At 67.0% G+C, this 12,873-nt stretch carries 12 protein-coding genes; 7 read left to right on the forward strand and 5 right to left on the reverse strand.

The annotated features are described in order from the left end of the window. Positions 1-110 precede the first annotated feature (110 nt). From ACAM49_RS06180 to ACAM49_RS06195, 4 genes are all read left to right on the forward strand, one after another. On the forward strand, positions 111-758 hold the full coding sequence (locus ACAM49_RS06180) for a TetR/AcrR family transcriptional regulator (protein WP_369634471.1): 648 nt from the start codon (positions 111-113) through the stop codon (positions 756-758). A gap of 83 nt (positions 759-841) precedes the next feature. Further along, positions 842-1,969, forward strand: a complete 1,128-nt coding sequence (locus ACAM49_RS06185; RefSeq protein WP_369634472.1) for a phosphotransferase family protein — start codon at positions 842-844, stop codon at positions 1,967-1,969. A 55-nt stretch (positions 1,970-2,024) separates the two neighbouring features. Beyond that, positions 2,025-3,110: a TIGR03857 family LLM class F420-dependent oxidoreductase gene (locus ACAM49_RS06190; protein ID WP_369634516.1), complete on the forward strand. Its 1,086-nt coding sequence runs from the start codon at positions 2,025-2,027 to the stop codon at positions 3,108-3,110. Between the two features lie 71 nt (positions 3,111-3,181). Beyond that, positions 3,182-3,673 carry a nuclear transport factor 2 family protein gene (locus tag ACAM49_RS06195; protein WP_369634473.1) on the forward strand — a complete coding sequence of 164 codons (492 nt, stop codon included), beginning with the start codon at positions 3,182-3,184 and terminating at the stop codon, positions 3,671-3,673. Between the two features lie 81 nt (positions 3,674-3,754). On the opposite strand, the gene ACAM49_RS06200 is transcribed toward ACAM49_RS06195, so the two are convergent. Then, positions 3,755-4,285: a LysM peptidoglycan-binding domain-containing protein gene (locus ACAM49_RS06200; RefSeq protein ID WP_369634474.1), complete on the reverse strand. Its 531-nt coding sequence runs from the start codon at positions 4,283-4,285 to the stop codon at positions 3,755-3,757. A 252-nt stretch (positions 4,286-4,537) separates the two neighbouring features. Between ACAM49_RS06200 and ACAM49_RS06205 the strand changes: the two genes are divergently transcribed. Continuing rightward, positions 4,538-5,329: an SAM-dependent methyltransferase gene (locus ACAM49_RS06205; protein ID WP_369634475.1), complete on the forward strand. Its 792-nt coding sequence runs from the start codon at positions 4,538-4,540 to the stop codon at positions 5,327-5,329. A gap of 13 nt (positions 5,330-5,342) precedes the next feature. Here the strand turns inward: ACAM49_RS06205 and ACAM49_RS06210 are convergent, their stop codons facing one another. The 3 genes from ACAM49_RS06210 to ACAM49_RS06220 form a co-directional block, all read right to left on the reverse strand. Beyond that, on the reverse strand, positions 5,343-7,442 hold the full coding sequence (locus ACAM49_RS06210) for a glycogen debranching N-terminal domain-containing protein (RefSeq protein WP_369634476.1): 2,100 nt from the start codon (positions 7,440-7,442) through the stop codon (positions 5,343-5,345). Then, positions 7,439-8,626, reverse strand: a complete 1,188-nt coding sequence (locus ACAM49_RS06215) for a glycosyltransferase family 4 protein (RefSeq protein ID WP_369634517.1) — start codon at positions 8,624-8,626, stop codon at positions 7,439-7,441. The genes ACAM49_RS06210 and ACAM49_RS06215 overlap by 4 nt, the downstream gene beginning before the upstream one ends. 251 nt (positions 8,627-8,877) lie before the next feature. Further along, on the reverse strand, positions 8,878-9,654 hold the full coding sequence (locus tag ACAM49_RS06220; protein ID WP_369634477.1) for a helix-turn-helix transcriptional regulator: 777 nt from the start codon (positions 9,652-9,654) through the stop codon (positions 8,878-8,880). A gap of 105 nt (positions 9,655-9,759) precedes the next feature. Between ACAM49_RS06220 and ACAM49_RS06225 the strand changes: the two genes are divergently transcribed. After that, positions 9,760-10,719: a zinc-binding dehydrogenase gene (locus ACAM49_RS06225; RefSeq protein WP_369634478.1), complete on the forward strand. Its 960-nt coding sequence runs from the start codon at positions 9,760-9,762 to the stop codon at positions 10,717-10,719. 24 nt (positions 10,720-10,743) lie between these two features. Here ACAM49_RS06225 and ACAM49_RS06230 read toward each other — a convergent pair whose 3' ends face one another. Further along, entirely contained in the window at positions 10,744-11,397 is a 654-nt protein-coding gene (locus ACAM49_RS06230; protein WP_369634479.1) for a hypothetical protein, read from the reverse strand. 178 nt (positions 11,398-11,575) lie between these two features. Here ACAM49_RS06230 and ACAM49_RS06235 point away from each other — a divergent pair, with 178 nt between their 5' ends. Continuing rightward, a complete protein-coding gene (locus tag ACAM49_RS06235) occupies positions 11,576-12,868 on the forward strand; it encodes a glycosyltransferase 87 family protein (RefSeq protein ID WP_369634518.1) in 1,293 nt (430 codons plus the stop codon). The last annotated feature ends 5 nt before the right edge of the window (positions 12,869-12,873 follow it).

Genomic DNA, 12,873 nt, shown 5'->3' on the forward strand with positions numbered 1-12,873 from the left:
TTGACCCGAGACGCGTGTTGCTGGTCCGCGCACGGACCGGCCGGCAACTCACCGCTATCGTCGACAGGCGAGACGACTGTCGGAGGTTCCGGGATCTCGAGGCTCGCGGGATGGAAGTGGCGGTGGCCGAAGTGGGGTCGACAATGCAGTCCGCGGCGGGGACTCGCCTCAATCGGAAGGGGCGCGAGACCCGGCAGCGGCTGCTCGAGGTCGCCATCGGGTGTCTCGCCGACGGATCGGGTGAACCCCTGTCGGCGAACCGGGTGGCCAAGGAGGCCGGGGTCAGCTGGGGCACCTTGAAGCATCAGTTCGGGGATATCGATGGGCTCTGGGCCGGGGTGCTGGTCGAGTTGACCGATCGCACCGGCGCGAGCAGTCCCGAGGTGTGGCCGCAGATCACGGGCTCGATCCGAGAGCGCGTGTGGCAGATGGTCGATGCCATCTGGACCATCCTGGACACCCCCATCGGGCGGGCGGTCGAGGCGCTGCGCGCGGGACTGCCCAACGATCAGGCCGAGCGTCTCGCCGCCTTCCCGCTGACCGCGGCGGCCATGGCCGCGTACGAGGACGCCTGGCTGAAGGCCTTCGAATATTCGCTGGCAGACCTGGCTTTGGACCCGCACAAGGTGGCCAGCGTCCGGTCCCTGATCCCAATGGCCATGCGCGGCATCAATAACGAGCGCCGCCTGTCCTCGAGCGCAGAGCTGACCGACGCACGCCACTGCCTGGTCGACGCGATAGCGGTCTACCTGCAATAACCAATATTCTTTGAGAACCCTCGTTGACAATTGCGAGTGGGAGGTCCAGGGTTACCCCCAGCTTTCGCAGTCAGGAGTGATCCATGTCTCCGTCGCCCGACGACAAGGGCATGCGGCTGCAGCGCAGCAGCCGCGACACCGCAACCCTGATCCCCCGCCTCACCGCCTGGGTGGCCGAGCAATTGCCCGCCGACGCGGACCCTGACCTCACGCTCGGTTCGGGCATCGACAGCAACGGCATGTCGGCGGAAACCCTGACCCTGACCCTGAATTGGCGCGAAGCCGGTGCCCCGCAGTCGGTCGAGTTGATCGCGCGCATGGCACCCGCGCCCGGCGACTTCCCGGTCTACGAGCACTACGACCTGCAGGGTCAGTTCGACGTGATGCGCATTGTCGCCGAGGCCGGTGAGGTCAGCGTCCCGCGGGTGCGATTCCTCGAGCCCACCGGCGGCGTGCTGGGCACCCCGTTCCTGCTGATGGACCGCATCGAGGGCCTGGTGCCGCCCGATGTCATGCCCTACACATTCGGCGACAACTGGCTCTTCGACGCCACCCCGGAGCAGCAGCGCCGGGTACAGGACGCCACCCTGGAAGCGCTCGCCAAACTGCACGCGATACCGGACGCCGCAACCACTTTCGCATTCCTCGACCCGCCCCACCCCGGCGCGACCCTGCTCGAACGGAACCTGAACCGCGCCCGCGCGTGGTACGAATTCGCCGTCCGCGACACCGGTCCCTCGCCGCTGGTGGAGCGAATCCTGAAGTGGCTCACCGCGAATCTCCCGGACACCGGCGAGACCGTGCTGTCCTGGGGTGACGCCCGGCTCGGCAACGTCATGTACCGCGACTTCACGCCGGTCGCCGTGCTCGACTGGGAGATGGCGACCATCGGTCCCCGCGAGCTCGACGTGGCCTGGCTGTTGTTCGGCCACCGCACTTTCCAGACGATCGCCACCAACTTCGGCTTCCCGGGCATGCCCGACTTCATGCGCGAGGACGACGTGAAGGCCGCCTACTCCGAATACTCGGGCGTCCAGATCGGCGACCTCACCTGGTACACGATGTTCGCCGCCCTGAACTACTGCGTCGTCCTCATGCGCGCGGGCGGCCGCCAGGTCCACTTCGGCGAGATGGAGCGCCCCGACGACGTCGAGGTGTTCCTGCATCACAAATCGCTCGTCGAACAGCTGCTCGCCGAGCTCGGCGCCTGATCGCCCGCAACGTCACCACCCTTCCGAAAATCTCTGGGGAAGAACAACTCTCGTGATCGAACAACTGAACGAACTCGCCTACTACTGCATCACCCGCCACCCCGCCGACGCCCGGGTCCTGTTCCCGGAGGCCCGCACCGCGGAGGAGATCGGCCTCGGCTCCTGCATGATCGGCGAGCGCATGACGGTCAAAGACTCCGCGGTCCTGTCCGGCGGTCTCGCCGGCTGCACCACCGATCTCGGAATCGCCGCTGCCGCAACGAATCACCACACCCGCCACCCGATGGTGACGGCCACCATGGGCTCGACCATGCAGGCGCTCACCGAGGGCCGCTTCGCCATGGCCTTCGGCCGCGGTATGGCGGCCAACTGGAAGGCGATCGGCCTGCCCGCCGTCACCGAGGCCCAGCTCCGGGATTTCGTGGACATCCTGCGCCGCCTCTGGGCGGGCGAGACCATCGTCAACCATGACGGTCCCGCCGGTTCCTGGCCGGTCCTCTACCACCAGAACGGACTGGACGACGCGCCCCCGATCGGCTTCGTCGCGGTCGGGCCCAAGACCATGGAATTGGCCGGCGCCATCGGTGATTTCGTCGTCCTGCACACCTTCTTCTCCGACGAGGCGACCGCGAATTCCGTGGCGGCCGTGCGCCGTGGCGCCGAACGCGCGGGCAAGGACCCCGACAGCGTCCGTATCTGGTCCTGCCTGGCCACCGCGAGCGATGCGCTCTCCCCCGAGGATCAGCTGCGCCGCCGCACCGGCCGCCTGGTCACCTACCTGCAGGCCTACGCCGACATCCTGATCGCCGCCAATGGCTGGGATCCGGCGGTCTGGGAGCGCATCCGCTCGACCCAGCTCTACCAGGACGCCGCGGCCGCGGGCCCGATCGACGCCTCCGCCTCGGTCGAAACCCTCGAGCAGCTCGACGCCATGATCCCCGACGAATGGCTGGCCTCCGCCGCCTACGGAACGCCGAAGCAGTGCGTGGAGAAGATCTCTCGCGAATTCGACCTCGGCTGCCATTCGGTGATCATGCACGGCGCCAGCCCGCACGAGCTGGTCTCGGTCGTCGACCACTATCGCGCCAACCGGCCCACGCTGCGCCGCGCGGTGGCGGCGAATCCGGGCAAATTCGCCTGAGTGCCGGATCGGCGGGCCGCCGCCGATTACCGTGCTTAAGCGATAGTGATTAACGCGAAAGGAATTGCGCCATGGGTAAATTCAGTCGAGCGGAGCTCGAAGAGGCGCTGCACCACTACAGCCGGGTCGTCGACCGCTGTTCCGAGACCGGCGACTGGAGTCCGTTCGCGGATCTGTTCGTGGAGAACGTCGAGTACATCGAGCACGCCTACGGCACCTTCCATCATCGCGAGGATGTGCGCGCGTGGATCGTCGATGTCATGAAACCGTTCCCGCACATGCGTTTTCCGCACGAGTGGATCGCCTACGACGAGGACAACGACGCCATCGTGGTCGGCATCAAGAACCTGCTGGACCATCCCAGCGAGCCCGGCGTCGAATTCTGGTTCCCCAACACCACGCGCCTGGTCTACGCGGGTGACGGCCTGTTCGCCAGCGAGGAGGACATCTACAACCCCGCCCGCGACGCGGCCCGCGTCATCGGCGAGTGGATCAAGGCGGGCGGCGTCATGCGCAGCGCCCCGCAGGTCGAAATGAAGTACATCGTCAAGCCCTCGGTATAGCTTCCCGACAAGCCAGTGCGCCGGGCCCGACCGTAGCGCTACCGGGCCCGGCGCACTGCCGGATTCGCAGGACGCCTCCTGTCAGGGGATGGTGAGCACCTGCCCGACGCTGATCATGTCGGGATTGTCGAGTCCGTTGGCGCGGACGATATCCATGAACCGGTCGCGACTTCCGAGCTCGCGCTCGGCGATCGCCTCCAACGTGTCACCGGCGGCGACGGTGTAGGGATGCGGCCTGGCCGCGCCCACCGGCATCGATACCTCGGCGGCCGAGGTGGGTATGTCGGTGGCCGTCCGGCTGGCCCACACCACCTTGTCACCGGCGTACATCACCAGATTGCGGTCCGGCAGCAGCGCGAGCCGGTCGCCTCCCTTACCGTTCGTACCGGTCGACCAGGCGGCACTGCCGTCGGACTTGTAGAGCACGAAATTGCCGTCGTCCTGCATGACACCGCGCTGAACATCCTGCCCGTGCGTCCCCGAGGCCCACACCTCGCCACCGGGTTCGGTCAATGTCAGATTTCCGTCGTTCTGCAAGGTCAGGGAGTAGTCCCCATTCTGCAGGGACTGCCCCAACCCGAGCTCATCACCGATCCGCAACATATCGCTCACGACTGTTCCTTTCGAAGAAGGTTCACTCGCTCTCGACCAATGACTTACCGACCACGATCCATGCGGTGATCAACGGTACGCCTGCCCAGAACACGCCTGTTTCGAGCACCGCCACGGCGTGGGTCGGGCGGGGTGGACGCGCTGCGATTCGCGCTGACTTTTCGTGCCGCGTATCCGACCGAGCGGGCCGTCCGCGCGGACTAGTCTGTCGAATAATCAAGTGGCGGGTCCGGCGGTCGAAGCGGTGATTGGATGAACGGAGAGCTCCCCCTGGACGGCCCGCACACCTCGCGGATCTACGACTACTTCCTCGGCGGCAAGGACAATTACGAGGTCGACCGGCAGGCCGCGCAGGAAATCCTGCAGGCCTGGCCCGATATTCGCACCGCGGCCCGGGTCAACCGCCAGTTCATGCACCGCAGTACGCGATTCCTGGCCGAGGCCGGGATCCGCCAGTTCCTCGATATCGGCACCGGCATTCCCACCGAACCCAACCTGCACCAGATCGCTCAGCAGACCGCACCGGACTGCCGCGTCGTCTACGTCGACAACGACCCGCTGGTGCTGGCCTACGCCCGCGCGATGATGATGGGCGGCGAACAGGGCGCCACCACTTACATCCACGGCGACGTCACCGACCCGGCCGCCATCCTGCGCAATCCCGACCTCACCAAGGTCCTCGACCTGACCGAGCCGGTAGGTCTGAGCCTGATCGCCCTCCTGCATTTCGTCGAGGCCGACGTCAACGCCATCCTCACCACCTTCCTCGACGCCCTGGCCCCCGGCTCGTACCTCGTGATCTGTACCATCACAGCCGATTTCGCGCCCGTTCAGGTAGCGGCCGCCCAGGATGTCTACCGCATCCGCAAGATGCCCGCCCAGGTCCGCACCTTCGATGAGGTCACCGCCTGGTTCAAGGGTCTCGACCTGATCGAACCGGGCATCGTTCCCCCACATCGCTGGGGTCTCGCCGAGACCATCGAGATCCCCCACGCCTTCGACGCCAAGATCTCCTGCTACTGCGGCGTGGCACGCAAACCCTGATCGAGTGGTTGTCCTACAGCTGATTCAATCGCCAGTCCGGCGGTAGCCCTTCGACTTTGGCGTCGGTGCCGCGGGCCTCGATGGTCACGGTCGCCGGGCCCAGCCGCAGATCGGTCAGCCGAATCGTGCCCGCGCGCTCCGGCAGGCGGGGCGCGATGGTGAGGGTGCGGGCGGGGACGTCGGGGGTCAATCCCAGGAACGAGCGCATCAAGAGCAGCGGTGCGGCGCTGGCCCAGGCCTGGGGTGAACAGGAGGTGGGATACGGTACGGGGGAACGGAATTCGGCTCGGGGGAAGCCGCAGAAGAGTTCTGGTGGGCGGGCTCCGAATTCCAGGATCGCCTCCAGTAGGCCGGTGGCCAGCCGGACGCTCAGTTCGAGGGCGCCGGGGATGTGGGCGTAGCGGAGCAGACCGGCGACGGCGATGGCGGTGTCGTGGGGCCAGACGGAACCGGTGTGATAGCCCATCGGGTTGAACCGGCGCGCGGTCGATGACAGTGTGCACAAACCGAATCCGCTGTCGAGGTCCGCGGCGCCGAGGCGCTCGATCAGCTCGGCGGCGCGCTCGTCGGGGACGATGCCGGTCCACAGGCAGTGGCCGGGGTTGCTGGATACGACATCAACGGGGTGCTTCGTACCGTCGAGTGCCATGGCGTAGCAGCCCTGGTCGGGCATCCAGAACGCTTCGTCGAAGCGGGTTTTCAGCTCGGCGGCCTGTGCGCGCAGACGTTCGGCGGCATGGTGGTCGCCCGCCGCCTCGGCCAGTTCGGCGCGCCCGAGCCGGGCCGCGTACACATAACCCTGCACCTCGCACAGCGCGATGGGCGGTTCGGCGAGGTGGCCGTCGGCGAAGCTGATCGCGTCCCAGCTGTCCTTCCACCCCTGGTTGGCCAGACCGCGATCGGTCTTGCGCCGGTACTCGACGAAACCGTCGCCGTCGAGGTCACCGTCGGAGTCGATCCAGGCCAACGCCGCGTCCGCCGCCGGAAGCAGCTGTGCGAGGGCCGCGCCGTCGACACCCCAGCGCCGGCATTCGGCCAGCAGCATCACGAACAGCGGTGTGGCGTCGGCGGTGCCGTAATACACGGTGCCACCGAGCACCCGATCACTGCCGGGACCGTGACGGCGCTCGTGCATGATGCGGCCCGGCTGTTCCTCGGTGATCGGATTCGATTCGACCCCTTGCAGTTTCGCCAGCTGCCGCAGGGTGCCCAGGGCCAGATCGGAATCCAGCACCAATGCCATCCACGAGGTGAGCAGGCTGTCGCGACCGAACAGCGCCATGAACCAGGGCGCGCCCGCCGCCACATAGGAGGTGCCATCCGACGGATCGTCGAGCCGCAGCACCCCGAGATCGGTTTCGGTGCGCTGCAGGATGGTGTTGAGCCCGGCCCCGCTGGCGGTGAGCGTCGTGGTGCTGGCGCGCCAGCGGCGAATCTTGTGCGCCGGGCTCTCCTCGTCGCCGTCGTCGAAATTCATGGGGGCGGCGCGATGGTCGAGGATCGGCTGGCAGTGCACCACCGTGCACCAGCTGCCGTGTGCCAGGACCACCACCCGCCAGGCCAGGGAACCGGGCTGGATCTCCGGATTACCGGTGGCGGTCAGCACGACACCGCGACCGTGGCGGGTGCGGTCGGTCAATCGCAATCCGTCCTCGGTGGCGGCGGTTTCGCCGCTGCCGCCGCCGGCCCGCCCCTCCTTGACCGCGAACAGATCCGCGAAATCGGCGTCCACGCCCAGTGTCACGTGCACGGCCGTGTCCTCATCGCCGAGGTTGCGCACGGTGATGATCTCGCGCATTCCCTCGCCGATCATCCGGCGCCGCTGCACCAGCACGGTGGCGTCGGCGATACCGTGCGGCGGCGGTTTGCGCGCGACGAACCGCGCCCGGAACGGCTCCCGCAGCACCACCGAAAGCTGTTCCGGCGGTTGACCGTCCACGCGCAGCTCCCACCGCGACAGGATGCGCGCGTCTCGGTAGAACAAGCCGTGCGCGGTGCCCGAATGCATATCCCCGAGCTGATCGGACAGGCAGAAGGCGCCGCCCTCGACCAGCGTGACCACGCCGGCGCCACCCTCGATGAGGACGGGTGGGCCGGCGTTGAAAACACTCACGCGCGTCCGCTCGGCAACTGGTGCGTCCGGACCGAGGTCGATACCCGCCGTCGGGTGCGCCGGACGGCCGGCCGGAGCGCGGGTTCGGTCGCCGTCTCGATCACCCGGCGATAGGCCGCCTCGTACCCGTCCGCGAATCGGTCCGTGGCGAACAGCCTTTCGACGCGTTCCCGGCAGGCGTACGGGTCGATCTCGTCGACGCGGGCAATGGCGTCGGGCAACTCCTCCGGGTCGTCGCAGATGAACCCGGTGACGCCGTGCTCGATCACCTCCTCCACCGCGCCGCCGCGCAGCGCGACGACAGGCGTGCCGCAGACCATGGCCTCGATCATCACGATGCCGAACGGCTCCTCCCACTGGATCGGGAACAGCAGACACCGTGCGCCGGCCAGCAATTGGCGTTTGGCCACCGCGTCGGCCTCACCGAACACGTCGTCGCCGTCGGCCAGCAGCGGGGCCACGAACTTGCTGAAGAAGGTGCGTTCGGGCAATTCATTGCATTTGCCCGCCAGCACCAGTCGCAATCCGGCGGTATGCGCGGCCTCCAGGGCCAGATGCGGTCCCTTGTAGGGCGCGTACCGTCCCAGGAACAGGGCGTAGTCGAGCTTCTCGGTGCGGAAGGGCCATTCCTCCGGCCGAATCGCATTGTGCACCCGCGCGACCCAATTCAGATCCGGCGCCAGGGACCGCTGCCGGTCGCTGATCGCCACCAGCCGCACGCTGCGATCGAAAGACCGGTAATACTCGTGCATTTCGGGATCGACCGGCCCGTGCACCGTGACGACGGTGGGAATGCCGAGCATTCGATACGCGGCCGCATTGCCCGGACCGGCGAAGGTGTGATCGTGCACGATGTCGATCGGATCCCGGGCATGCAATTCCTCGATGATGCGCCAGGCCTTCATGGCATTGACGATCTCCGGATACGGCTCGCCCAGGCGCCGGGTCTGCACCTTGTCCCAGACGCGGATGAACGTGGCCTTCGTCCCGGCCCGACCCGCGCCGAGCAGGGTGACGCGATGGCCGTGCGCGACCAGTTCGTCGGCCAGCGCGGCCACGACGGCCTCGACGCCGCCGTAACCCACCGGCGGGATATCGAAATACGGTGGAGCCACGAGCACGATATGCAAGGACCGGTCAGCGGCGGATACCCGCTGTGGTGAATTTTCAGGTCGAATCTTCAGTAAATCGAGAGCACTCGCGATTGAATCCTCGGACGGTAGTTCGCTACTCATTTCAAGACTCCTCGTAGTGAGTTGAATTGAGCCAAACCCTCGTCTACCGTGGCACGGAGACGCCGCGTCGGCAAGGATTCCATGTCCGATTCGAACTGCCGTAATTCAAAAGTTATGCGAATGTTTATGCCGGATAATTTCGGGGTATGACGAATGACTCCAGGAAATTTGAAATGCGTTTTCCAGCGTGCCGGAATGCTCTAGGCGCTGCGGTAGCGGCCCGGGGTGGTGCCGACGAGTTTGGTGAAGGCGGCGATGAAGTGGCTGGGGTTCGACCAGCCGCAGGCGTGGGCGGTGTGGGTGGCGTCATGACCCTCGGCCAGCAGGATCAGGGCGTGGTAGACGCGGAGCTGAGTTCGCCACTCGTAGAAGGTCATTCCCAGTTCGGTCTGGAATAGGCGGCTCAAGGTTCGAGAGCTCGCGCCGATCGCACGGCCGAGGTCGGCCAGGGAGGTGTTGTCGGCGGGGTGGTCGTAGAGGCGCTGCGCGAGTGCGCGCAGGCGGTCGTCGCGGGGTTCGGGCAATTGCAGCGGCTGTTCGCGCGCATCCTGGAACTCATCGACGAGGACCCGGCGCAGGCGGGCCTGTGCGGCGCTGTCGTACCTGCGCTCGGTGTCCTCGCCGGTGAGGGTCAGTACCAGTTCGCGCGCCAGATCGGAGACCGCGAGGATGGCGGGCCGGGCGGGGATCGTCCGGGCCAGTGCCGGCGGCAGGAACAGGATTCGCATGTCGGTGTCGCCGTGGGCGCGGTGGTAGTGCGCGAATCCTCCTGGGGTCCAGGCGATTCGGTTGGCGGGCACGATCGAGGTCCCGGCCTCGGTGTGCACCGACAGCACGCCGCGCGCCGCGTACACCAGATGCCCGCGCGGATGGGTATGCGCCGCGCTGGTACCGCCGGACGGCCACAGGTGCGCGCCACCGGTGGACCACAACCGCGAGGTCGGACCGGTCGCGGGGGTTTGGCGGCGAGCGGGCATAGGTTGGCATTCTATCGGTAGCCCGCCGTTCCGCCGCGCGGCCAGAGTGGGGGCATGCGCGAAAACATAAGCACGACCGAAAACATCGGCACGACAATGCGAGCCGTGGTTTGCACCGGTCCCGGTGATCCCGAGGTGCTCAAGCTCCGCGAACTCCCGATGCCACAGGTCCGGGAGGGCTGGAGCCTGGTGCGGGTCACGGGCGCCGGCCTGAATCGATCGGAATTGCGCACCCGCCAAGGGCATTCGCCGACCGTGCGATTCCCGCGCGTGCTCGGCATCGAATGCGTGGGCGTCCTGGCGGTCTCGACCGAGCCGGGGCTGCCCGAGGGAACGACCGTCGCCGCCGTCATGGGTGATATGGGCCGCGAGTTCGACGGTGGCTACGCCGAATTCGCACTGCTGCCCAACGCCCTGCTGATGCCCCTCGAAACCAACCTGCCCTGGGAGGTGCTGGCCGCGCTGCCCGAGTCTTATCTGACCGCGCAGGGCGCCTTGGACGCCCTGGGCATCAGGCCCGGTGACCGAGCGCGGCTGCTGATTCGCGGCGGAACCTCCTCGGTGGGCATGGCCGCGCTGTCCATCGCCACCGGCTACGGCCTCGCAATCGCGGCCACCACCCGCAGCCGGGACAAGGCCGCCGCGCTGACCGTGGCGGGCGTCGACCATGTCGTCATCGACGACGGGGCCGTCTCGACGCGAGTGCGTGAATTCTGGCCCGACGGACCGGATTACATCCTCGATCTCGTCGGCACCGCCACCGCCGCCGATTCACTCCGCCTGGTCCGCCGCGGCGGAACGGTCTGCATGTCAGGCAGCCTCAGCGGCTGGCTGATCCCCGACTTCGAGCCGATCGCCCTGATCCCGCCCGGCACCAAGCTCACCGCCTTCCACAGCGACGCCTACAAGGGCGCGACCTCGCTGCTGCAGCGCGTCGTCGATCAGGTCGAAGCCGGTGTCTACCACCCCAATATCGACCGTGTCTTCCGCCTCGACGAGCTCGTGAAGGCCCACCACTACATGGAGGACAACCAGGCCACCGGCAAGCTGGTCATGATCCCGTGACCGCATCATGGGCAGCGGGTTCGGTCAGTGTCCGATCTTGTTGCCCCAGGTGTAGGTGTGCTTGTCGTTCGGGGAGGTGGCCTGGAACAGCGTGAAGGTGGTGTCCATCGCGGGGAGCACGCTCATGGTGCACTCGAACATCTTCGCGCCCGTGGGATCGACCGGGGTGGCGACCTCGGAGACCTTGAAGTCGAGGTGTCCGGCGGTGCGGTTGATCCGGCCGTGTAGTGCCCCCGGCGTTCCGTGCGCCGCGCCGATCGGATACGCGGCCTCGTACCAGGTTCCGGGCTTCCCGGATTGCGCGGGGTACTCGTAGCCGATCACCCAGAACTTGAGGTCAGTGACCGCGACCTGGTTGGCGTTGCGCAGCACACTGTGCAGTTGCTGCTGATTGGCCTGGCTCACGTAATAGCTCAATTGGATCGGAGCCTGCGGATCGCCGTCCCAGTGCAGGCTTTCGATGATTCCGCAGGTGCGCATCTGTTTCGTGGCGGGCTCGTAGGCGATCCCGATGCCGGGGTACTGCGGAACGCCGGTGTAGGTCGCCGGTGTGATGATGTCCGGCGCGAGTTTGGTGGTGGCGTCGACGTGTAATCCGATCAGATAGCCGCACGGTTGTGGCCGCGGGTGCTTATCGGGCGCCGCGGCGTATTTCCAATCCAGGCTGTAGTCGTACATTGTCGTCATTGTCCGCGCAGCAATGATCGAATACTTGAAAACCATTGCGCGACAGCATGATCGAATGCCATACGACCGGGACCGGTTGGTATTTCGAATTCCCGCCGGGTGGCGATCCGCCGCCGAGGTTACTACGGTGGGCCGGGCAATCGGGAAGGCCCAGACAATGGGGGTGAGCATGCCGGTATCGGCGTTCGACCAGGTGGCAGTCGCAAAGGAGGCTGCGCCGCAGCGGCGCTCGATACCACTGCCGGTGGTGTGGGTGGTGGCGGCGCTGGGCGCGCTGGCCGGGTGGTACTACCTCGGACAGGTGGCCGCCGCGCCCCGCACCATGCTGCATCTGGTCGATCTCGGCGCCTACCAGGTCGCGGCCGAACGCGTGGTGGACGGTATTTCGGTCTACGACAACCCGTTGCGCGGCCACACCCGCGGGGTGTTCGAATTCGTCTACACCCCGTTCGCCGCGCTGATGTTCGCGCCGCTGGCGTTCCTGCACGGATCGGTGTTCACCTGGGTCGGCGCGCTCGGCAATTTCGCCCTGCTCATCGGATCGGTGTGGGCGGCACTGTCGGTGCTGGGCTACCGGTGGGATCGGCGGATGCTGATCGTGGGCCCGTCGGTCGCCGCAATGCTGACCCTGTGCGAGCCGATTCGCGAGACCATCGCCTTCGGCCAAGTCAATATCCTGCTACTGCTGCTCGTGCTCGCCGATATGGCGCTGCCCGATTCCTCCCGCTGGAAGGGCGCGCTCACCGGTATCGCGGCCGGAATCAAGCTCACCCCGGTGTTTTTCGTGCTCTACCTGCTGGTGACCCGCCGATTCCGGGCCGCCGCCACCGCGATCGGCGCGCTCGCGGTCACCATGGTCGTGGGTGTGGCCGTGCTGCCGAAGGATTCGCTGACCTTCTGGAGCGGCGCCTTCGCCGACCCGGCCCGCGTCGGCGTGCCGGAGAATCCGCAGAACGAATCACTGCGCGGCATGATCGCCCGGTCCCTCGGCGCGGGCGGCGCGGATCAGCTGCTGTGGTTCGCCGCCGCGCTGGCCATCGCCGCGATCTGCCTGCTGCTGGCCCGGCGGCTGTGGGCCAGCGGCCGCGAACTCCCGGCCGTCACCCTGTGCGGGCTCACCAGCACCGTCGTCTCCCCCTACAGCTGGATTCACCACTGGGTCTGGCTGGCTCCGCTGCTGATCTATCTGGCCCACTTGGCGATTCGCTACCACAACCTGCCCACCGTGGCGGGCCTGCTGGTGACCTTCGTGGTCTGCTCGGGCGGCCTCTTCGATCTCGTCGATCTGCACTACGGCAGCGTCTTCGATGTCCCGAGCCGCGGTTTCCTCGGCGTGCTCGACCACAACGCCTACATCTGGCTGACCATGGTCCTGTTCGCGGCGACCGCCCAGTGGCTGTACCGCACACAGGTTCCCACCCGCTCGGATCGGGCCGAGTCGGTGCGAATCGGGGCCACATAATGCCC

The sequence above is a fragment of the Nocardia sp. JMUB6875 genome (assembly GCF_041154655.1).
Taxonomy (GTDB): Bacteria; Actinomycetota; Actinomycetes; order Mycobacteriales; family Mycobacteriaceae; genus Nocardia.